The 22,449-nt window shown below is 56.4% G+C and carries 20 protein-coding genes; 14 read left to right on the top strand and 6 right to left on the bottom strand.

Features of this window, described 5'->3' with window-relative positions:
• Positions 1-365: 365 nt before the first annotated feature.
• Both QNK41_RS11520 and QNK41_RS11515 read right to left on the bottom strand, forming a co-directional pair.
• Entirely contained in the window at positions 366-545 is a 180-nt protein-coding gene (locus QNK41_RS11520) for a hypothetical protein (RefSeq protein ID WP_319256896.1), read from the bottom strand.
• A 98-nt stretch (positions 546-643) separates the two neighbouring features.
• Positions 644-838: a hypothetical protein gene (locus QNK41_RS11515; RefSeq protein WP_319256894.1), complete on the bottom strand. Its 195-nt coding sequence runs from the start codon at positions 836-838 to the stop codon at positions 644-646.
• Between the two features lie 230 nt (positions 839-1,068).
• Between QNK41_RS11515 and QNK41_RS11510 the strand changes: the two genes are divergently transcribed.
• The 8 genes from QNK41_RS11510 (at position 1,069) to QNK41_RS11475 (ending at position 9,683) form a co-directional block, all read left to right on the top strand.
• A complete protein-coding gene (locus QNK41_RS11510; RefSeq protein ID WP_319256891.1) occupies positions 1,069-1,917 on the top strand; it encodes an HDOD domain-containing protein in 849 nt (282 codons plus the stop codon).
• 41 nt (positions 1,918-1,958) lie between these two features.
• Positions 1,959-2,303 carry a hypothetical protein gene (locus tag QNK41_RS11505; protein ID WP_319256889.1) on the top strand — a complete coding sequence of 115 codons (345 nt, stop codon included), beginning with the start codon at positions 1,959-1,961 and terminating at the stop codon, positions 2,301-2,303.
• 305 nt (positions 2,304-2,608) lie between these two features.
• Complete coding sequence (locus QNK41_RS11500; RefSeq protein ID WP_319256887.1) at positions 2,609-3,652, top strand: hypothetical protein; 1,044 nt, start codon at positions 2,609-2,611, stop codon at positions 3,650-3,652.
• A gap of 111 nt (positions 3,653-3,763) precedes the next feature.
• Positions 3,764-5,317, top strand: coding sequence for an ABC transporter substrate-binding protein (locus QNK41_RS11495; protein WP_319256884.1), 1,554 nt, complete (start codon positions 3,764-3,766; stop codon positions 5,315-5,317).
• 244 nt (positions 5,318-5,561) lie between these two features.
• Entirely contained in the window at positions 5,562-6,533 is a 972-nt protein-coding gene (locus QNK41_RS11490; protein ID WP_319256882.1) for an ABC transporter permease, read from the top strand.
• Positions 6,533-7,453: an ABC transporter permease gene (locus QNK41_RS11485; RefSeq protein ID WP_319256880.1), complete on the top strand. Its 921-nt coding sequence runs from the start codon at positions 6,533-6,535 to the stop codon at positions 7,451-7,453. Before QNK41_RS11490 ends, QNK41_RS11485 begins: the two co-directional genes overlap by 1 nt.
• Before the next feature lie 200 nt (positions 7,454-7,653).
• Complete coding sequence (locus tag QNK41_RS11480) at positions 7,654-8,643, top strand: ABC transporter ATP-binding protein (RefSeq protein ID WP_319256878.1); 990 nt, start codon at positions 7,654-7,656, stop codon at positions 8,641-8,643.
• Complete coding sequence (locus QNK41_RS11475; protein WP_319256875.1) at positions 8,640-9,683, top strand: oligopeptide/dipeptide ABC transporter ATP-binding protein; 1,044 nt, start codon at positions 8,640-8,642, stop codon at positions 9,681-9,683. The genes QNK41_RS11480 and QNK41_RS11475 overlap by 4 nt, the downstream gene beginning before the upstream one ends.
• A 295-nt stretch (positions 9,684-9,978) precedes the next feature.
• Here QNK41_RS11475 and QNK41_RS11470 read toward each other — a convergent pair whose 3' ends face one another.
• The 3 genes from QNK41_RS11470 to QNK41_RS11460 are packed head-to-tail and all read right to left on the bottom strand — an operon-like array spanning position 9,979 to position 14,200.
• A complete protein-coding gene (locus tag QNK41_RS11470) occupies positions 9,979-11,310 on the bottom strand; it encodes a pyridoxal phosphate-dependent aminotransferase (protein ID WP_319256873.1) in 1,332 nt (443 codons plus the stop codon).
• Positions 11,310-12,485, bottom strand: a complete 1,176-nt coding sequence (locus QNK41_RS11465) for an FAD-binding oxidoreductase (RefSeq protein WP_319256871.1) — start codon at positions 12,483-12,485, stop codon at positions 11,310-11,312. The genes QNK41_RS11470 and QNK41_RS11465 overlap by 1 nt, the downstream gene beginning before the upstream one ends.
• A 35-nt stretch (positions 12,486-12,520) precedes the next feature.
• Complete coding sequence (locus QNK41_RS11460) at positions 12,521-14,200, bottom strand: electron transfer flavoprotein-ubiquinone oxidoreductase (protein ID WP_319256869.1); 1,680 nt, start codon at positions 14,198-14,200, stop codon at positions 12,521-12,523.
• Between the two features lie 453 nt (positions 14,201-14,653).
• On the opposite strand from QNK41_RS11460, the gene QNK41_RS11455 reads away from it, so the two are divergent.
• From QNK41_RS11455 to QNK41_RS11440, 4 genes are all read left to right on the top strand, one after another.
• Positions 14,654-15,151 carry a hypothetical protein gene (locus QNK41_RS11455; RefSeq protein ID WP_319256867.1) on the top strand — a complete coding sequence of 166 codons (498 nt, stop codon included), beginning with the start codon at positions 14,654-14,656 and terminating at the stop codon, positions 15,149-15,151.
• Between the two features lie 171 nt (positions 15,152-15,322).
• Complete coding sequence (locus QNK41_RS11450) at positions 15,323-16,081, top strand: HD domain-containing protein (protein WP_319256864.1); 759 nt, start codon at positions 15,323-15,325, stop codon at positions 16,079-16,081.
• Positions 16,082-16,115: 34 nt separating this feature from the next.
• On the top strand, positions 16,116-17,702 hold the full coding sequence (locus QNK41_RS11445; RefSeq protein WP_319256862.1) for a B12-binding domain-containing radical SAM protein: 1,587 nt from the start codon (positions 16,116-16,118) through the stop codon (positions 17,700-17,702).
• Positions 17,703-17,846: 144 nt separating this feature from the next.
• The gene (locus QNK41_RS11440) at positions 17,847-18,824 is read left to right on the top strand and encodes a quinone oxidoreductase (protein WP_319256860.1); all 978 of its coding nucleotides are present in this window, start codon (positions 17,847-17,849) and stop codon (positions 18,822-18,824) included.
• Between the two features lie 69 nt (positions 18,825-18,893).
• On the opposite strand, the gene QNK41_RS11435 is transcribed toward QNK41_RS11440, so the two are convergent.
• Entirely contained in the window at positions 18,894-19,058 is a 165-nt protein-coding gene (locus QNK41_RS11435) for a hypothetical protein (protein WP_319256858.1), read from the bottom strand.
• 286 nt (positions 19,059-19,344) lie between these two features.
• Here QNK41_RS11435 and QNK41_RS11430 point away from each other — a divergent pair, with 286 nt between their 5' ends.
• Together QNK41_RS11430 and QNK41_RS11425 are read left to right on the top strand one after the other, a co-directional pair.
• Complete coding sequence (locus QNK41_RS11430) at positions 19,345-20,007, top strand: XTP/dITP diphosphatase (RefSeq protein ID WP_319256856.1); 663 nt, start codon at positions 19,345-19,347, stop codon at positions 20,005-20,007.
• Between the two features lie 160 nt (positions 20,008-20,167).
• Entirely contained in the window at positions 20,168-22,132 is a 1,965-nt protein-coding gene (locus QNK41_RS11425) for a phosphoenolpyruvate carboxykinase (GTP) (RefSeq protein ID WP_319256854.1), read from the top strand.
• Positions 22,133-22,449: the final 317 nt, after the last annotated feature.

Here is a 22,449-nt window from a genome sequence, read left to right as displayed (position 1 = left end):
ATTAGACTATTAAATAATTCCAATCCTGATTAATTCGATGATCCGGCAATTTTTACCTGAAAGGGTTGCCTACTGACCTGCCCGCTATCCGTCCTGAACCAACAGCCACATTGCAAAACAGGCTACGGGACAACTTGTCGGGAAAGCGGAATTGGTCAATCGCCACCATAAGATGCCTGTAATGACTCTCCAAGGCTCGGCCTGATGCACCTCTGTGGGGTCGCAATCACCGGGATTTGTCGGCCAAATTATCCTTTCTGGTTTGCGGGCGGGGTGATGCAGATGCTTTCAAAACGGAAATTGGGTTGGCCAGCCGCATCCCGGGTCAGGAAAACACGGATTCCACTGCCACCGGAAAGTGCCGGTCAACGACTTCTCAGCTGCAGAAAATCAAACGCCCGATGTGCCAGCTGAAGCAGCGCAATTTCATATTCCAGGTCGGTTTTCTCCGAATCCGCCTTGAAATATCGGGAAATAGCGGCATTCGTGCAACGCTTCATTTCCGTTTCGATGCAATGACGCTTGAGATCGAGTACAATCTTCATCGCTTCCCGCCCACCTATTGGAGTCTTTGCACAGGTGCATAACCATCCATCAAAAGGTATCATGGGGGGGGTCAGGAAAACAAGATGCGTAAATAATGCTATTGTTGACCCATACGTTGCAGCTGCCGGCATTTTTCCATTGCCTCACCGGAAATGGTGACCCGGTCGACAACCCCGAAGGGTTGGTCCTTCCGATTGGGCCTCTCAGCAGATGCCGGATCCGGATTGGACGACCGCCGGAGAGGGGCGATTTTCCGGTTGTCCACTATAATGTAGGGTGTATTGTCGATCATGAGCGTCACGCCTCGTGTCCAAACCATTATAAAATAACAATAAGACCGTTTTTATCTGCTTCAATAATAACGCAGTCAGGAGAATATGGGGGTATACGACTATCACGATCGACTGCTTCATGTCCTGTGCTCACGGCGGTTGAGCAGCATGAACGCGAATGGTCATAATCTTGATTGGCTTGAACTCGTGGTCAAAAAAAGGTAGAGGTTAAGGTAAAGGAGAACGCGCTATGCTGTCACTGGATCAATTACTGAAGGAAAGCGAAAGGATTGAACCGGTACCCCAGGTGGTTCATCAACTCATGGATCTGGTTGACGACCCGGAGGTTCCCGTCTCTGAGATTACGGAGCTGATCCTTTATGAACCGTTGGTAACCGCAAACTTGCTCAAACTGGCTAATTCAGCTGCCTTCGGGTTCAAGAAAAAAGTAGACTCCGTGCATGATGCCGTGGTTCTTTTGGGATTGAAACGGGTGGTTGAAATCGTGCTGCTCAACAGTGTAACCAAACCGCTGAAATCCGCCCACCAGGGGTACGGCCTTGAGGAGGGCCAGCTGTGGAAGCAGTCCGTCTCCTGCGCCCTCATGGCCAGCGCCATTGCTGAAACCATAGAGGCCCCGGAAAAGCACACCGTGTTCACGGCTGCGCTGCTCAAGGACATCGGCGTCATCGTCCTGGACCGACACATGGGTGAAGCCATGGCAACGATTCGCAAGGCCATGGAGATCGACAGCCTGAGTCTGGTTGCGGCCGAACGCCAGGTACTGGGCATCGATCATGCCCATCTCGGAGGGCGAATCGCCGAGAAGTGGAACTTCAGCGAAGCGCTGGCCGGCACCATTCAAAACCACCACCTGACAGACGAGGTGACCGACATTTCTAAAGCAGTCGCAATGGTCTACCTGGCCGACAGCATGTGTTCGATGTCCGACCTTAACGGAGAGCTGTTCTGTGGCCAATACGGCCACTATGATCGGGTTTGCGACCAACTTGGCCTGCCAGAAGAGAAGGTAAACCGCATCATGTCCGATTTTTATTCCCGCAAGGAGGATATCTATGGTCTGCTGGCCATACTATAACTGGGCTACCCATAAAAAAATCGATAGGAGTTTGACCTGAGATGACCCCGTATGAACTATCAAAACTGATTCACATGGAACTGTCGCCCATCGCGCCCCGCTTGTCGGCGGCGATCAACCGCGCCCTGGTGGATATCGGGGAGGGATCCGTTCTGGTGGGTCTTGGCCCCGGCACGAATGAAAACGAGAATGTCTCTTTTCAAGAATCCGAAACCATCAACACCATCGGTGGGGATGCCGAGGGTGCTCTGGCAAAGATTCACGAGATGATGTGGAAACTGGAAGAACATTCCTCCTGGAAGGTGATTATCGATAAAAAACCCGGACGACCGGGAAAACCCATCCAGTTGCTCTATACCCTGGTTAGAGCAAAAGGAGACCTGTAGCCGGCGTGGGGACAAGCGCTTGGCCCCAAAAAGGACGGGGCGGTCAATGGACCGCCCCGCAGGCAGAAGGAGTTGGATGAAAGAAGAAGAGGTAACGCTATTCAGCGGCAATCCCCCGATGTGCCGCTGTAAAATCATCATCGGCACCGTCCTGACGCAACTTTAGCTTTTTTTTATCTTTCCCACTCTTGTTTTATTTTCGTTCCAACTTGAATTAAAAAATTATTGCATCTTCAATGCAATTTGATTATATATCCGTTTCACCGTTGCCAACGCGCGGCAACCCGTTATGTTTCCTATCAATCATGCGTATTTTTGAAAACATCATCCGCGGCATCATCGGAGATAGTGGTCTCAAGCTGAACACCATCAGCAAAACCTCCGGGATTTCACACACCTACCTGACCAAGCTGATTAACGACAACATCAACCGGCCAGGCAAGGATAAGATCGCTTCCATTATGCTGGCCCTGAACCATTCCATCGAAGAGATCAACACGGTCTTGGCCGGATATGACTACCAGGCCTTGGACGAGCCGGACATTCCCGAAATCTTGGAAAATAACCGGAAACGCAAAATACAGGGAAATACCCTCTCGCTGTTCGATGACATCCACGTTAGACTGCTGCTTTCTCCCATGGAGCGCATGGGAGGCACCAAGATACTGGTGAAAAAAGCACCATCGGTCCTGTTCATGCCTAATGAACTCTATTTGGGCCCCAAGACCGACACAAACGAAAGTGATCCGCCGGATAAAAGCTTCTACCATGCTTTTACCCGCGCACTGTTCAAGGAACGCAAGGCAATTTTTCAAATGAGCTGTGACGCAGGGACACGGTTCGAAACCTATATCTGCCGGCATTGCCTGGAAGAATACGTTAAAAAGGTCTTGGATGCGGATCAGGGGAATCAACCCGAACTGGCACTGCGTTTTTTCGCCAATGCCGCCGCCGCCATTCAGGCCAATCCGGATCAGCACCGCACCTGGATCATGGAACGCTGTCCCTGGTTTGACTACATGATCCAGGGCGACGACCACGACGATCCGAAGGTGTTTTTTTTTGGTAAGAAAAGCCACAATTACGATTCCACCAGCGAACAGGTCAACCTTCAGGGATTTTCCTCGGATTCACCGTCCATGATCGATCTTTTCAGAAAAGAAACCCGGTTGTGCCGCAGTGCCATCGACCCACAGCTGAAAAAGAACTATCCCGACAGTCTGATCCGTTACTTCACACAGCTATTCAGATCCTACGGATGTGCTGAGGCATTCACCGCTTATATGGACCGTCCCGATCCGGCAGCCATGGCCGTGATCACAGGCGATGATCGGCCGCGTTCCACCTGATGATCAGAGGCAGATCGAATGCATAAAAAAAGTGTGCCCGAATAACGGCCAACCGCAGGCATTACCCGGTGCACGGTTGCCATAATCACAACAACCAGGAGGAGGAGCTCAATGAAAAAATGTCTTGCAGTAACCCTGACCCTTGCCGTACTTTTTGGCTTCGGGACCCTTGCCGGTGCCACTACCCTGAAAGTGGGGCTGGATGCCGACCCGGTATCCCTGGACCCCCACGTGCAGCTTTCCGGCGGCATGCTGCAATATTCCCACTGGGTCTTCGATCCGCTGGTCCGTTATGCCCAGGACATGTCCATCGAACCGCGGCTGGCCACCCGCTGGGAGCGCATCGACGAGTTAACCATGCGCTTTTACCTGCGAGAGGGCGTCAAGTTTCACAGCGGCAACACCTTTACGGCCAAAGACGTCAAGTTCACCCTGGAGCGGCTGAAAAAGAGTGTGGATTTCAAGGGTCTTTTCGAGCTCTTTACCGAACCCGCCATCGTTGATGATTATACCATCGACATCAAAACCAAAAAACCCTATGCCCTGCTGCTGAGAATGTGCACCTACATCTTTCCCATGGACAGTCAGTTCTACACCGGCACCGACGCCTCCGGGCAGCCCAAGGATGCCATCGTCAAGATCGGCCCCTCCTTCGCCCTGGCCAACGAATCCGGCACTGGCCCGTACACGGTCGCCGAACGGGAACAAGGCGTGAAGCTGGTTCTTGAACGCTTTTCCGACTACTGGGACACCGCCTCTCCGGGCAATGTGGACCAATTGGTGATGTCCCCCATCAAGGAAGACGCCACGCGCGTGGCGGCCCTGCTTTCCGGTGACGTGGACTTCATCTCCCCGGTGCCCCCCCAGGATTTCAAACGCATCGAACGTGACCCCAAGGTGAACCTGTTCACCTATCCCGGCGGCCGCATCATCACCGTGCAGCTCAACCAGAAGCGCCGCCCTGAATTCCGGGTGGCCAAGGTCCGCCAGGCCATTGTTCACGCCATCAACAATGACGGTATCGTCAAAAAAATCATGAAGGGCACCGCCACCCCCGCCGGCCAGCAGAGCCCCAAGGGTTATGCCGGATACAATCCCAACTACGTGCCACGCTACGACCTGAAAAAGGCCAAGGCCCTGATGGCGGAAGCCGGGTTTGCCGGCGGCTTCGAATGTACCATGATCGCCCCCAACAACCGCTACGTCAACGACGAGAAGATCGCCGAAGCCGTGGTGGGCATGCTGGCCAAGATCAACATCAAAGTCAACCTGAAGACCATGCCCAAGGCCCAGTACTGGGATGAATTCGACGACCAGGTGGCCGACATGCAATTGATCGGCTGGCATTCGGACACGGAGGATTCGGGCAACTTTTCCGAATTCCTGATGATGTGCCCCAACAAGGAAACCGGGTACGGCCAGTACAACAGCGGCAACTACTGCAATCCGGAAGTGGACCGGCTGACCCTGGCGGCCCAGAGTGAAACCGACCTGAACAAGCGTGGCGCGATGCTGCAGCAGATCGAGCAGATCCTCTATGACGATGCGGCATTCGTGCCTTTCCACTGGCAGAACCACTCCTACGGCGCCAAGGCAAATGTGGAGGTGGCGCCGATTATCAACACCATGAATTTTCCCTATTTTGGAGACATCGTGGTTAAGTAGCCAAATGGAAAAACCTGAACAACCACAATTGGAGGACGCACGGAGAATAATCAACACGGCCCTCCTATAGCTTTGATGATTACTACACAGGAAATGGTAGATTGTGGTTCAGGCCAAGGCCGCAGGGTTTTTGAACCCGCAGGCGTAGCAGCGCTATGTCGAGGATTGCGAAAACCCGAGAACGCTGGCCTGGGCCGCAAAATGCCGTTTCGCTGAATACCCTAAGGTTAAGGGAACGTAATCTATGTTTGCCTTCGTCATCCGGCGAGTCACCCAGGCCCTCTTCGTCATGCTGATCATCAGCCTGGTTGGGTTTTCCATCAAAAACGAGATCGGCGATCCAGTCCGGGACCTGGTGGGCGAGCGAGTTACACCGGCCGAACGAGAGTTGCTGCGGGATAAACTGGGACTCAACGATCCGTTTATTACCCAGTACCTTCGGTTCGCGAAAAATGCGGCCCACGGGGATCTGGGCATGTCTTTTTTCCATAAGAAGCCGGCCCTTGCGGTCATTGCCGCCAAGGCCCCGGCCACCCTCGAGCTGGTTCTCGGTGCGGCGCTGATCATCATCTTCATCTCCCTGCCCATCGGTGTCTTCTCGGCGATCTATCCGCGCAGCGCCTTATCCCGATTCACCATGGCCTTTTCGACCTTGGGGGTGTCGGTGCCGGTGTTTCTCACCGCCATCGTCCTGATCTATATCTTCTCCGTTGAGCTGAACTGGCTGCCCTCCTACGGACGTGGGGAGACCGTCAGTCTGGGCGGGTGGGACAGCGGCTTTTTCACCGTCGACGGCATCATGCACCTGATCCTGCCCTGCTTTTCCCTGGCCTCGATCATGCTGCCCCTGTTCATCCGTCTGATCCGGTCGGAGATGATGGAGGTCCTTGAGACCGAATACATCAAGTTTGCCTGGGCCAAGGGCCTGCATCGCAAACGCATCTGGTTTATCCACGCCTTCAAGAACACCCTGCTGCCGGTGATCACCGTGTTCGGCGTCCAGATCGGCATCATGTTCGCCTTTACCATCCTTACCGAAACGGTTTTTCAATGGCAAGGAATGGGTTTCATGTTTCTGGAGGCCGTGGAGCGCTCCGACATCTCCTTGCTGGTGGCCTACCTGATGGTGGTGGGGGCCATTTTCGTGGTGGTCAACACGGTGGTGGATATCATTTACGGGCTGGTGAATCCCACCATCCGGATTGCGGGAAGATAATGAACCGAACCTGGCAACGATTCAAGGCATCCTATCTGCTGTTCAGTTTCAAACAGGACAAAACCGCCATCTTCAGCCTGGCGGTCCTGCTGGTACTGCTGGCTACCGGCCTGCTGGCACCGGTGGTCTCGCCCTACGATCCCTATGATCCGGCCAATGTCGACATCATGAACTCGGAATTGCCGCCGTCCTGGACACAAGACGGTGAGGCGGCCTTCCTGCTGGGCACCGACATCCAGGGGCGCGACCTGCTCAGCACCATGATCTACGGCCTGCGGCTGTCCATTCTCATCGGCTTCGGGGCGGCGGTCCTGCAGGGATTCCTCGGCGTGGTCGTCGGCCTGCTGGCCGGCTATCTGGGGGGCAAGATCGACGCCGTGCTCATGCGCATCGCCGACATCCAGCTCTCCTTTCCCTACCTCATGGTGGCCATTTTCATCAGCGCCATCTTTCAACTGGCCTTCGGCATCGGCCGCTACGAAGACCTGGCTGTTCCCCTGCTGATCGTCATCATCGGTTTGGCGGAGTGGCCGGTGTATGCCCGAACGGTGCGGGCATCGGTCATGGGTGAAAAGAACAAGGAATACGTGGAGGCCGCACGGGTAATCGGGTTGAACCGCTGGCGGATTATGTTTCGCCACGTGCTGCCCAATACAATGACCTCTGTATTGGTCATCTCCACCATCCAGGTGGCCAACGCCATCATGAGCGAGGCGGCCCTCTCCTTTTTAGGTTTGGGTATGCCGGTGACCAAGCCCTCTTTAGGATCCTTGATCCGGTCCGGTTTCGAGTACATCTTTTCCGGATCCTGGTGGATTACCCTGTTTCCGGGAATATTCCTGGTGCTGCTGGTGCTGGTGATCAATCTGCTCGGGGATTGGTTGAGGGATGTGCTCAATCCCAAGTTGTATAAAGGGTAATCCACCCGGTTGTAGTATCTTAATCCTGAAATTCGCGGTTTTTATGTCAGAAAACAAAAAGACGATCAACTGTTCGTTTTTGATCCTTATTTGAGATTTGGATATTGTATTTTGGAATTTATTTGAAATTTGGTGTTTGCGATTTGTTGTTTGCGGCGTACGCCTTTTCAACGGCACCGATTCATCCGGGTTAGGTTTTTATGTCACACTTACTGGAAGTCAACGACCTCGAAGTCAAATTCGGCCTGCGGCAAGGCGATCTGACCGCCATCAACGGCATCAGCTTCAACCTGGACAAGGGCGAGCGCATGGGGCTGGTCGGTGAAAGCGGGGCCGGCAAATCGGTCACCGGTTTTGCCATCATCAACCTGATCAGCAAGCCGGGATTCATCTCCGGCGGCCGGGTGGTATTCAACGGTCGGGATCTGGCGGCACTCTCCGAAGAAGCCATGCGGGAGATCCGGGGCAATCAGATCAGCATGATCTTTCAGGATCCCATGATGACCCTCAACCCGGTGCTGACCATCGGCACCCAGATGGTGGAGACCCTGTTGGCCCACCGCAGCATCACCCGGGCCGAGGCGGAGGCCATCTCCCTGAAAAAGCTGAAAAAGGTGCAGATTCCCTCGCCGGAAAAACGTCTGGCCCAGTACCCCCACGAATTTTCCGGCGGCATGCGCCAGCGCATCGTCATCGCCATCGCCCTGGTCACCGACCCGGAAATCATTGTCGCCGACGAACCCACAACAGCATTGGACGTGACCATCCAGGCCGAAATCATGGATCTGTTGCAGCAACTGTGCGAGTCGGAGGATACGGGGTTGATCCTGATCACCCACGACCTGGCGGTGGTATCCCAGGTGACCGAAAAGATCGCCGTCATGTACGCCGGCAAAATCGTGGAATCGGGCCTGACCGACCGGGTGGTCAACGACCCGAAACATCCTTATACGCAAGGATTGATCAAAGCCCTACCCGGCAGCCTGCAGCCCGGCGCCCGTCTGAACCAGATCCCCGGGATGATGCCCACACTGACCGACATCCCGCCGGGATGCGCCTTCAACCCCAGATGCCCACTTTGCGAGGCCATCTGCCGGGACCAGGAACCACCATTTATTCCAGTGGACCACATGACGCGAATGGTGGCCTGCCACATGGTAAAACCCGACCCCAACATGGGAACAAGATGACGACCGAGCAACCCAAACCGATGAAAAGTGATGAAAACGGCCTGCTGGCCCTCAAACAGGTGGTCAAGCATTTCGATATTTCCGGAGGCCTGCTGGACCGGCTGCGATTTGAAAAGGGCAAAATCATAAACCAGCGCACCACCGTCAAGGCGGTGAACAACGTGAGCTTCACCATCGCCCCCGGCGAGACCTTCAGCGTGGTGGGCGAGAGCGGCTGCGGCAAGTCGACCCTGGCCCGCACCACCCTGGGCATCTACCCGCCCAACAGCGGCGAGATTTTATATCGCGGAACGCGCATCGACAACAAGAACGCCCAGCAGATGCTGCCCTTTCGCCGTAAAATGCAGATGATTTTCCAGGATCCTTACGCCTCCCTGAACCCTCGAAAAACAGTCATGCAAACCCTGGAAGAGCCGGTGGTATTTCATAATCCGTCCATTTCGGCGGTCCAGGTGAAAGACCGGGTGGCGGAGGTCATGTCCCAGGTCGGCGTCGACCCCAAATGGGCCAGTCGATACCCCCACGAATTTTCCGGCGGGCAGCGTCAACGCATCAGCATCGCGCGGGCCCTGATGGTGGATCCCGAGTTCATCGTGGCCGACGAGCCCGTGTCGGCGCTGGACGTCTCTATCCAGGCCCAGATCCTCAACCTGCTCATGGACGCCCAGGCCCAGCGGGGACTCACCTATATGTTCATAACCCATGACCTGTCGGTGGTGGAGCACATCAGCAGCCGGGTGGCGGTGATGTACCTGGGCACCCTGTGCGAACTCTCCCCGGCCAAAACGCTTTTCGACAGCCCTCGCCACCCCTACACCCAGGCCCTGCTCTCCGCCATTCCCAAACTGGGCCGCAAGAAAAGCGGTCACGTCAAGCTGAAAGGCGAGGTGCCCACCCCCATCAACCTGCCCAGCGGCTGTGTTTTTCACGGCCGTTGCATTTACGCCAACCCGCGCTGCATAGAAGAGATCCCTGAGGCACGAAGCGTGGAGAACAAGGTCATTGTCGCCTGCCACGCCGTGGAGGAGGGGCGGCTGTAAAGACCGCCAAGCAGAGAAGCTGAAAGCTCAAGGCAGAAAGGTTGACGGATTCGTAAAAAGTCCGATATATGCGTTACGCTTCATCCCTCGTCACAGCGGAGTACCGTAAGTACACCTCATTCCTCGGGATTTGCAAGCCTCGATCTCGAACTTTTTACGAATCCGTCGGAAATTAGACTTTTTACGAGTTCATCAAGGTTGAAGCTGGGGGAAATCGAATCGGAATCGAAATGCTATGGAACGTGGAAACAACGCCTTTGATCCCGTTGAAGATCGGCCCCCTCACTTCTATCGTTTAGTCGATAGCCCGCAAGCCCCGTTTGTGATCGTTGTCGAAGCACCTTAGGCGTTCTTCCAGTTCGCCAAAACGGTCTTTTCCGGTTAACGATACGCATGCCCGAATGCCTTCGGTCCGACTGCTGCCGGTGGTTTCCAACGAGATGGCACTGATGCCGTAGTAGAGCAGCTTCTCCACCAGCTCAACACCGGTGAAACCGGGATAGGCAACGGTGAAGTAAAAACCGTCGGCCAACGGCTGATCCTCGTCCATGTCGTAGACCAGCGAAAAGCCGTTATCGGTGAACAGGCGCTTCATTGTTCGGGCGCGTTGGCCATATTCCCTCACCGCCGCGACAAAATCGTACCTGCCGTCGTTGACCGCCTCCAGCAGCTTGGCCAGGCCATACTGGGTGGTGTGACACACGCCGGCGCTCAGGGAATACATGCCACCGAAAATATAGGCGTAGCCGAACCGGTCGGTGCCGAACCAGCGTGCGAGGCCGTCGCCGGCGGATTCGAAGAGACAATCGGAAATGGCCGTCATGCCGATTCGCTGACCGGCCAGGCTGAAGGATTTGGAGCTGGAGACGAGCAGAATATAGTTGTCCGTATACCGGGCCACCGTGGGAATGAAGGGCGGCACCCCCGGCCGGGAGGTGTCCTGCCTGAAGTCCATGCCGAAGTAGGCCAGGTCCTCCAGGGCGATGACATCGTAGCGGGTGCACAGCTCACCGATGATGGCCAGCTCTCTTTCCGTGAAGCAGATCCAGGCGGGGTTGTTGGGGTTGGAGTACATCAGGGCACCGATCCGACTCGACGACAGGTAAGATTCCAGCTTGTCCCGCAGCCGGTCCCCCCGGAAATCGTAAACGTCGAAACTCTCCCGGGGCAACCCCAGCACCTGGGCCTGCTTCTTGTTCACGGGGAATCCCGGGTCGATAAACAGGATGCCGTTCTTTCCCTCGATCCGGCGGCAGGCCATCATCATGGAAAGAAAGCACCCCTGCATGGCGCCCACGGTGGGAAGGCAGTGGGCCGGCTGAACATCGACGTCCAAAAATTGCTTCACAAAACGGGAGATTTCGGTCTTCAGGCCGGGGATGCCGTCAAAAGGCGGGTAGATGGCGCCCACGCCACTTTTCAGGGCAGCAATCTCTCCTTCCACGGCTATCTCCGGCGGGGCCATACCGGGGATGCCCATCTCCATACGGATAAACCGCTGCCCACAGGCCCCTTCGATTTCCCCCACCAGCCGGTTCAGCTCACGGATGGAGGCCAGTCCCACGCAGGCCAGCTTGCTTTCACGGATTTTGTCCCGGACGATATCGCCGGCAATCGGAGTTTCCATTAGACGATCCCCCCCTCCGCCAAAGGTTTGCCTTCGAGTATGCGCCGTGGGTTGAAGATCGACAGATCCAGCGTCGGCGTATCATCGAGGATTAATTCACTCATGTAGCGACCCACCGCCGGACCCTGCTGGAGGCCGTGTCCAGAAAAGCCGTTGGCCAGGTAAAATCCTTTGATTTCAGGCCATTCACCGAGAATGGCGTTGTCGTCCAGGGTATTGACCGCATACAGACCCGCCCAGCCCCGCACCAGCTTCAGCCGTTCAAAAGCCGGTACGAATTCAGCCAGCTCCGGCCACAACAGGTCCATAAACCGGTTCTGATCCCAGGTGAAATTGAAACCCACCGGGTCGTCGTCCATGGATTTTCCCAGCAGGACCATACCGCCGGTTTCCGTCCTGAAGTAGAGCCCGGACGGAAGGACGGTCAGGGGCAGCGGGCCGTCTGGCTTGACGGCCGTGTCCAGGCAAAAGCACTGGCGCTTGACCGGCTTCACGGGCAGGTCCACACCGGCGGTTCCGGCCAATTCAGTACACCAGGCACCGGCGCAGTTGACCACGACGGCAGATGCATAGGTGGCACCGGCGGCAGTCTTTACGCCGGTGATCTGCCGGTTGTCGACCACCAGTCCGGTTACCTCGTCCTCGATGTAGACGGCTCCCTGGGCCCTGGCATTGGCCTTGTAACCCATGAGCACGGCGTAGGCGTCGAAATGGCCGTCCTGGGCGCCGAAGGTGCCGCCGGTGAACCCCTCGGTCGCATACAGGGGATAATTGGCCTTGATCTCCTCCGGTGACCACCACTGGACCTGACAACCCAACGCCTTTTGCATCGCCATGGACGCTTTGGCGCCGGCTGCCGCGGGTTCTTCATGAAGAAAAAGGTTGCCCTCGCGGTGGTAGGCGATGCTGGGGCGGTTGCCGGCCAGTGTCATGTCATCTTCGAAGTGTTCCAGCACATCGAAAGCGTACTGGGAAATCTGGACATTCTGCTTCAGGCAGAACTGGATCCTGGCGTTGACCATGGACAGGGTGGTAGAGGCCTGGGTGTAGGCCAGATCCCGTTCGATGACGGCCACTTTCAGTGCCGGATCCTTGCGGGTCAGGTAATAGGCGGTGGTGGAGCCCATAATACCGCCACCGACAATGATGACATCATAACGATTTTTGCTATCCATGGCCTGGTGTTCTCCTGAGAGATGGCCTGAACCGGTCAAGCCTGTTTATAATTGGGTCCTTCCCCGCCCTCCGGGCAAGTCCAGGTGACATTGTGGAAGGGATCCTTGATTTCGCAGGTTTTGCAATGCAGGCAGTTGGTAAAGTTCAACTTGATGCCTTTGATGCCGCTGCCGTCTTTACGTGTTTCCAACTCATAGACATCGCCCGGGCAAAAACGGGTGCAGGGGCTGCCATAGGTGGGATAACATTTCTCCACGCACACCCGCTGGTCGTGAATGAGGACATGGCTGGGCTGGTCCTCCCGGTGAATGGTGCCGGAAAGGTAGACGCCGGTGAGCTTGTCCACCATGGCCGGATCGTCCTTGGCCGGCTTGGATTGCTCTGGGTCAGGCCTGGTGACCGCTGCGTCGCCTTTCAGAGGTGTCAGTGTGGTGGCGTCGTCCATAGCGGAGAGGCGATCGATCAGACCCTTGCCTTTAGAAATATACTGGGCGGCCAGGTGGACCCATTTGAGCGGCCCTTTTTTGGCCAGGGCCTGAGCGAAGTTGCGGCCTTCCCGAAGCTCTGCACCGGCCCAGCTGGCTTCGATCCGCTGGTCGTAGCCATCCAGGCTGCGGCGGTTGGTGTTGCCGGCCACGAGGGCGTCCATGATTGTCTCGGCGGCCAGCATTCCCGACTTCATGGCCAGGTGGATGCCTTTGATGGCCGGCGTGCTGTGCATGGCGGCGCCGTTTCCGGTGAACAGGGCACCGTCCACGGCCAGGCGCGGCATGGAAAACCAGCCGCCGGTGGACACGGCGCGAGCCCCCTGTTCCACCACCTTGCCACCCCGGATGATGTTCCGGATCATCGGGTGGCCCTTGAAGCGCATGAACGTGTCGTAGATGTCCAACGACGGGTTCTCGTAGCCAAGGGCGACCAGAAAACCCAGGGCGATACGGTTTTTGGCCATTTCATAGACAAACCCACCGCCCGGGGTGTCCAGATCCAGGGGGAAGCCCATCGTATGAATGTCGTTGAATGCACTGCCGCTAAAAAAATGGTTTTCCGGCAATTGGATCACTTCCTTGATTCCCGTTTCAAACACCTCGGGCAGACGACCTGAACGGATGGGCAGTTTTTCGGCCAACGCTTTCATGAGGCTGCCCCGGGCACCCTCTCCCAGCACGGTGACCCTGGCCAGCAGGTCGATGCCCGGCTCAAAATTGGGTTTGGGCTTGCCGTCCTTGTCCAGCCCTTTGTCGCCGGTGCGAACCCCCGTCACCGTAATGCCGTCGTCGGCCATAAGGATCTCTTTACCGTCGAAGCCGGGAAATATATTGATGCCCATGGCCTCGGCCTTGTCCCCCAGCCACCGGCACACCCGGGAAAGACTGACGATGGGAAAACCGGCATTGTGCATCTGGCGTGGCACCAGCGGCATTTTAAAACTGCGCTGCGATGTGAGAAAAAAGAAACCGTCACCGCGTACGGTCTGCTCCACGGGGAATCCCTGCGCCAGATAATCCGGGAAAAGCTCGGCGATGGCCGCTGGATTCATCACCGCCCCGCTGATGGCGTGGGAGCCGATGGCGGCACCCTTGTCGATGAGGGCCACTTCCAGTTCCTGGCCTTTTTCCGCAGCCAGTTGCATCAGGCGGATAGCGCCGGCCAGATTGGCGGGTCCGCCGCCGACAAAGAGAACGTCGAATTCAATGGTTTCGTGCGTGGTCATCGGTTTCCCCCTTTTTAATCAGGTTTCCAAAAAGGCGACAGGAAAAATGCCATGAATGAATGGAATGGTGTTTAGGGGCATTCAGATAGCCTGATTTTCCATTAAAAACAAGGGGCCGAGGATGAAAAGGGGTCCGTTTCAAGCGACTGCCGACGGTTCTCGGGCCCATGGCGGTGGAATGGCACCCGGTTAAGGCCGCTGATCCAAAGTCCTATGGGCGTATCAGATCAAAGTACTTCTATGGTTTTATCAGTTGTATACTAATGGTCGAAAAAGCTGTCAAGCACCATTGTTCCCCAACCCGGGGCCACATAGGACTTGTTTAATGGCATGATCCATGGTATTGGCCGATTCTGACCTTTTTACCCAAATCCTTAACATCCGTATACGGTAACCCGGGCCTGGCGATGCCTTGGCATAGTGCCGGGATGATCCTGCAAGGAGGCGTTGAGCATGGCAACCCGTAGCAACAATTCAGCATGGATACTGGTGGTGGTTCTGGCCGTGTGTCTTCAGGTGGCGTTTGTTTTTGCAGATTGCAAGCAGACAGCCACGGGAACGGCCATCAACTTTTCCAGGGCTTATTTTCTCCTGGATGCCGATATGGAAAAGTATGTTTGCAATGAACTGGCCGGCGATGAGGATGAACCGGTTGTCGCCGCCTACCTTCAAACCATGACCGACGAGGCAAATGCCCGCGGGTTTGGCACCGGGATGATGAAGCAGGCCATCACCCATGTGGAAACAGAAACCCTGGCCCAGGACCCTGAATCCGCCACCATTCATTTGAAGGGTCGGCACCGTACCTGCGTCCATCCGGTCTTCGCTTATGTGGCCTCTCTGTTTCGCCTGGGTCAGACCCATGAATTCGAAGCGACACTGGAACTGATCAAAGAAGAGGGCAAGTGGAAGGTCTGCGGGAACCCGTACGGCCTGTCCATGGATGGTTAGCCAGCCGGTTTTGAATGGATAACCAACCATAAGATGGTGGCAACCCCTGATAAGCTGTATTTGTCGCTACCGTCATTGCAACGATGATCGTCCGTCGCCGGTTTCACAGCCACCGTGAAACCGGCGCTTGTTTTCAGGGTTGCGGCAAAAATACAGTTAGGTTGCCTCCCAATGGACGCTGTTTACCTGGAAATTCGAAAGATCGCCCGCAAGATCGCGGCCCGTTATCCCAAGCCTGATTTTTATAGTGCCCATCCGTCCGAGGTCAGGGGATCACGACGATTTTACCAGTCCGACAACGCTATCATCAGACTCCGTGAAGACATGGCCGGATGTCTCGACGACGACTTCGGCCACGGTATGGGTCACGTGGAAAAGGTGGCCATGGATGCCGGGACATTGGTCATTATCGAAAGCCGACTGGCCGGCCAAACCGAAGAACTGGTCCAGCGGAACCTGCTGCTGGTTCAGTGCGCCGGCTTGTTGCACGATATCTGTCGCAAAGAGAAGTCCCACGCCGAAAAAGGGGCCGAAACGGCGCGCGATATCCTGAGGACCTATCCCCTGGTGCCCGAGGAGATCGCCCATGTCTGCGCGGCCATTCGCAACCACGAAGCCTTTACCCGCCTGGAACACCTGCCGGCCCACCAGGCCCGCATGATATCCGACTGCCTGTATGACGCGGACAAATTCCGCTGGGGGCCGGACAACTTCAACCATACGGTCTGGGACATGGTCGGCTTCGTGAACCCGCCCTTGGAGGTTTTTGTGGATCATTTCCCCAAAGGTATGGCCCTTCTGAAAAAGATCCGCGGGACCTTCCGCTCCCGAACCGGACGGAGTTACGGTCCCCAATTCATCGATATGGGTATTGCCATCGGTGAAGAGTTATACCAGGTGATCCTGACCGATTTCATCAACCCAACCTGATTCATGCCTTTCATCCGTCAAAGGGCCTTCAACCTTGCGCGTACTTCTGATCAACCCCTATTACCCCATTTCCGAAACCCCGTCTCCGCCCCTGGGCCTGGCTTTCCTGGCCGGTGGATTGGAGCGGACCGGGAACCGAGTCAAACTCCTGGATTGCGTCGTGTTCCCGTTTAGCCGGGATTGGCTGGCATCAATGCTGCGGGATTTTCACCCGGAACTGGTCGGCGCCACAGCCGTGACCATGACCGTCGATCATGCCCTGGAAGCACTCGAATCGGTCAAAGCGCTGGATCCGTCGATCACCACGGTGATCGGCGGACCCCACGCCACCTTCTGTGCTACGGAAATTCTGCAGTCCTGCGACCAGGTGGATGTGGTGGTGTGCGGTGAGGGAGAAAATACCCTTGTTGCCCTGACCAAAGCCCTGGAGTCCAAGGCGTCCTGGGAGGGGATACCGGGAATCGCCTTTCGTGACGGCCACCGGATCGCTGCGACTGCCTCACCGCCTCTGGCGGATCTGGACGAACTGGCTCCGCCGGCCCGTCACCTGATCCCTTTGGGGCGCTATCGGGCGCTGGGCATGCCGGTAAGCATGACCACCAGCCGCGGATGTCCGTTTAAGTGCATTTTCTGCGTGGGACGCAAGATGGTGGGCGCACGGGTCCGCTATCGCGATCCCGTCCGGGTGGTGGACGAAATGGAAGATCTGAGTACCTTGGATTTTCACCAGATCAATCTGGCCGACGACCTGTTCACGGCCAACGCAGATCACTGCCTGGCGGTATGCAACGAAATTTTAAACCGCGGGCTGAGGGTCAAATGGACCTCCTTTGCCCGGGTGGACACGGTCTCGCGCCAGATGCTGGATAAGATGCGCCAGGCCGGGTGCACCACGGTCAGCTTCGGCGTGGAGTCCGGCAGTCCCGAAATGCTCAGGCGAATAAAAAAGGGCATCACCCTTGAACAGGTCGTTCATGCGATGCAGCTGTGCCGGGATTGCGGCATCGATCCACACGCTTCATTCATCCTGGGCCTGCCGGGTGAAACCGAGACAACCCTGCGGCAAACGCTGGCATTCGGTGAACGTCTCAAGGCCATGGGAGTCAGCCACGGCTTTCACATTCTGGCCCCTTTTCCAGGCACCGATGTCCGGGAGCGCGTCGATGAATATGATCTGCAGATTTTGTCCGACGATTGGCGGCGATACCATGCCAATCGCGCCATCATCCGTACGGCCGGCGTTCAATCGGAAACCATGGACGCCATTGTGATCGATGGTGAACGGCAGTTCGACCAATGGCTGGGGGACATCGGCCGAATCCGCGAAGAAGGGCGGGCCACCGCCGAAGAGATCTGGCCCCTGGTCCGATTGGAGCACACCGTGGTCATATACGACATGATGATGAAGCGGCTCATCGAAGAAAAGGGCGACTGGCCGGCTGAGAAATCAGATAAAGCGGATGCTCACCCCATAGGAAAGCTGATCCGCCGCCTGTCCGGCGAACTTGATCACCCGCAGGCACGAATCCGGGCGGCCATCGAATTTGCAGCCGGGAAGCGGTATCTGACTCGAAACACCGCAAATGGACGGGTCCACTGGTCCTGGGTGGACTATCTTTAGGCGTTTTTGCCTTGCGAACCCCATCCCAAACCGCATCGATGGCATTGGATTTGATCCACCCATGCTTATGGTAACGGATATCGACAATCAACCCCATAGGAAGCAAGCTCATCGGCATCAATCCTTTTCGTGAAGGAGGTCACCATGTCAAAGGCAGTCAGAATTCATGCAACGGGAGGTCCCGCCGTCATGCGCTGGGAAGACCATGACCCCGGAGCTCCGGAACCCGGGGAAGTACGGCTGCACCAGGAGGCCGTTGGACTCAATTATATTGACATTTATCATCGCACCGGACTTTATCCGCTGCCCGCACTTCCCGCGGTATTGGGTCTTGAAGGCGCCGGCGTTGTGGAATCGGTGGGTGCCGATGTCTCTGAATTCAAACCGGGAGACCGGGTGGCCTACGCCGGCATCCCACCGGGTGCCTACGCTCAGGACCGCTGCATCCCGGCCCATCGACTGGTCCGGCTTCCGGACAGCATCGAAACCCGACAGGCGGCCGGCATGATGCTTCGGGGCATGACGGCCCGCTACCTGCTTCACGGCTGCTATCCCGTGAAGGCCGGCGATCGCATCCTGATCCATGCGGCGGCCGGTGGCGTTGGATCTATCGTCTGCCAATGGGCCAGTCACTTGGGCGCCGAGGTGATCGGCACCGTGGGATCGGCGGAAAAAGCGGCGTTGGCCAAAAAAAATGGCTGCCACCACCCGATCCTTTACGGAGACGTCGATTTTGCCGAGCAGGTCAACGCCGTCACCGGCGGCAGAGGCGTAAACGTGGTTTACGACAGCGTGGGCAAGGCCACTTTCATGAAATCCCTGGACTGCCTCAAGCCCATGGGGACGATGGTCTCCTTCGGTCAGGCATCGGGAGCCGTATCATCTCTGGACATCGGGGTGCTGGCGGCAAAAGGATCCTTGTTTCTAACCCGGCCAAGCCTGATGACCTACACGGCCAAACGGGCCGATTTGCTGGCCCATGCCCGCGATCTGTTCAACGTGGTGGAAAATGGAGCGGTAACGATTTCAATTGGCCAGACCTACCGGCTGGAGGACGCGGCCCGAGCGCACCAGGATCTGGAGGAGCGCAAAACCACCGGCAGCACAGTCCTAATTACATGAAAACGGGGGCCTGTCCAATGGACAGGCCCCCGAGATTTATTCTGTACCGTGGTTAAAGAAAACCGCCGATCAACAGCAGCACTGACTTACATAACAGCCGCAGGGATCGACCACCCGGCAACCACAGGCATCGACCACTTGGAAACAGCCGCAGTTATCCGCAACGGCGCGATCACTGCTGTGCAGCTGCTTCTTTCTGTCGGATTTACGGGCATTTGATTTCTTGTCGGACATGGCGCAGCCTCCTTAATGGGCATAACACCCCGATGTGCCGGGGTGCATGATTGTTTGGTTTTTCTCGGGTCAGCCGATAACGGCCAGTAGTCTGCCTTCTGGAACCACCTTCGGAAGCAGATGTGAATAGCCCGATATTTACTCTTCAAAGATAACCATCAATTGGACAGTTGTCATACGCCACGTCAAAATTATGCACACTTGTTGAATCGACCGATTATTGCTGGATGTTTACCCGGTTTTATGTTACTCCACTCAAGTTTATTCCCGCCAGAGTAGAGGAATTATGATAAGAAACAGGATCCTTGTCATTGCCACCCGCAACAAGGGCAAGACCGCCGAGATCCGGGACCTGCTCAACGCCTTTCCGGTTACCATCAAAGACCTGGATGATTTCGGTCCGATCCCTGAAGTGGTGGAAGACGGCGACACTTTCGATGAGAATGCTTACAAAAAGGCCAGCTTTACTGCCAGGGTCCTGGGCTATCCAGCCCTCTCCGACGACTCAGGTCTGATGGTGGAGGCGCTGAACGGAGCACCAGGCGTCCACAGCGCCCGTTGGGCCGGCCCCGAGGCAACCGATGCCGAGCGCGGACTCAAGCTGCTGGCCGAACTGGGAAACCAGGCCAACCGATCGGCGGCGTTTGAATGCGTGATCTCCATAGCCGTGCCTGGCGGACCGGCGCTGACCTATGAAGGCCGCTGCGAAGGCACCATCACGCATACGCCTGCCGGCACCAGCGGTTTCGGCTACGATCCGGTTTTCTTCTATCCGCCGTTGAACAAAACCTTCGCCCAACTGTCCATGGCCGAAAAAAGCCGGGTCAGCCACCGGGGTAAGGCGCTGCAGGGGTTTCGGGATGAGTTTGGCAAAGTGATGAAATGGATCGACCGGCATATGCCGGAGCCAGAAATTATCGGCTGCCAGAGTCAACGGGGCGACTCGTGAACCCATGCACCATCCTTATTGTCGGGAGGTGAAATGAGCCATGACCGCCGCGCGCCGAGCAACAAGCGACTGAACCGGAGGTGGGCGGGTTCACTGCTCACTGACCCGGATACGATACCGTGCAGGACGTCTTTATTACTGTCGAAAAGGGGTAACTTCCATGTTGAAAAAAAATGAGGGAATCGACATTGCCCAGGAGTTGGGGGGAATCCAAAACATCGAACAGGCTCAGGCCCTGTTTGAAAAACGGTTGGACAAGGAGCACCTGTCTCGCATACGGACGCTTAGCCGCCCGGAAATCCTGATCAAAATTGCCAACGCCATTGCCATGTGCGATCCCGCCCGGGTTTTTATCAACACCGGGTCCGAAGCGGATCGTCAGTTTATCCGACAGCTTGCCCTGAACAAGGGGGAAGAGGCGGTTCTGGCTATGGAGGGGCACACCATCCATTTCGATCTCAAAGAGGAGCAGGGCCGCATCATTGACCGGACCTTTTACATCGCCAACCCGAATGAGAAGATCAGCAGCCTGGCAAACAAGACGCTAAGGGATGATGCCCTGGTTGAAGTTCGGGAAAAAATGGCCGGCATCATGAGCGGGGCCACCATGGTGGTGGGGCTGTATATTCGCGGTCCCGTGGGCGCGGCAGCCTCCAATCCAGCAATCGAGATCACCAGCTCCGCATATGTCTGCCACAGTGCCGAAATCCTCTACCGCAACGCTTTTGCGGATTTCGAACCAGAAGTTGACCGGCTGGGGCACTTTTACACCAACATCCACAGCGAGGGGCTCAACCGGCCCGAAGATCTGCCCAATGCAAGGGTATTCATGGACCGGAGCCACCGTACCACCTATTCGTTTAACTGCACTTACGCAGGCAACACCCTGCTGCTGAAAAAAGGCAACCACCGCTTTTCCGTGGACAAGGCCGTCTATGAAGGCAACGGCAGAGAACTGGCCGAGCACATGTTCATCACCGGCATCCAAGGCCCCGGGAGCCGCGTGACCTGGGTCGCCGGTGCTGCGCCGTCCGGCTGCGGAAAAACCACCACGGCCATGGCCGGCAACCACTTTGTGGGCGATGATCTGGCCCAGATGTGGATCGACGACAACGGCAGCGTGCGCTCCATCAACCCGGAATGCGGCATCTTCGGCATCGTGGAAGATGTGAACGGAGAAGGTGACCCGATGCTGATGGACTGGCTGAGAAATCCAGGTTCAGAAGTGATCTGGTCCAACGTGCTCATCGATGAAAACGGCGTTCCCCATTGGACTGGCAACGGCGAAACCCTGCCCACCCGGGGCCGCAACTTCCAAGGGCCCTGGAAAAAAGGGCTGACGGATTCCGGCGGTAAGGAGGTCAAAATCTCCCATCCCAACGCCCGCTGCACCATATCCTCATCGGTCCTTGCCAACTACTCGGACAAAGCCGAAGCGCCGGAGGGGGTGGAAACCCGGGTGATCACCTACAGCGGTCGGGACAGCGACACCATGCCGCCAGTCTGGGCGGCTAAGAACTCCAACCACGGCGTGGTGATCGGTGCCTGCATCGTTTCGGCAGCCACAGCCACGGAAGTGGGTGCATCCGGTGTGAAGCGGGCGCCGTGGGCCAATGCACCCTTCATTCCCGGCGCGCTGGGGGACTATATGAAAGCCCAGTTTGATTTTTTCGACAGTGCCGATATCAAAGACGGTAAACGGCCGATTTTGGCGGGGCTGAACTATTTTCTCACCCACGAGGCCCGTGGCGGCAGCGGCAAGAAATTGTTGGGGGAGAAAAAGGACGTCAAGGTCTGGCTGGGATGGCTGGAACGCCGCACCCACGGCGACGTGGATGCCATTGAGACACCCATCGGGTTCATTCCCCGCTATGAAGACTTGAAGGCACTTTTTGAAACCCTGATCCATAAGCCCTACCCCAAAGATCTCTATGACCGGCAGTTCTCCCTTTATGTGGACAACATCCTGGCCCGAAACGACCTTCAGACGACTGCCTACGGCAAGGAGGAAAACATTCCTCGACTGCTCTTCGACGTACTTCGGGAACAGCGTGACGGACTGATTGCCTTGAAGACAAAATACGGTCCCATCGTGACACCGGAGCAATTATTGGAAGGACCCTGAATTTCAATACCCAAGCCACTGATCTTCAAGGAACCGGCAGGGCGGCAGAAGAAACTTCTGCCGCCCTTTTTGCTTACCGCTTTATTACGGAACCGTCAAACTTGATGAACTCGTAAAAAGCTTTTTCAGGCCACGAATGGCCACCTATCCGAAAGGAACTTTGCTCTGGTGCTAAATTCTGTTATTTCATTTGCCGGACGCATTGGCAAATGAAGCCGTTCGGACTTTGGTGCCCGAGTGCCCGTTAAAAAGCTTGGTTGGTCGGTTCGCGGCAATATCCTTGGTGACATAGATCCCGTTTAGAAGTTTGTTCAATG

Source organism: Desulfosarcina sp. (assembly GCF_033791525.1).
GTDB lineage: Bacteria > Desulfobacterota > Desulfobacteria > Desulfobacterales > Desulfosarcinaceae > Desulfosarcina.
This window is presented reverse-complemented; position numbering and strand designations above follow the sequence as displayed.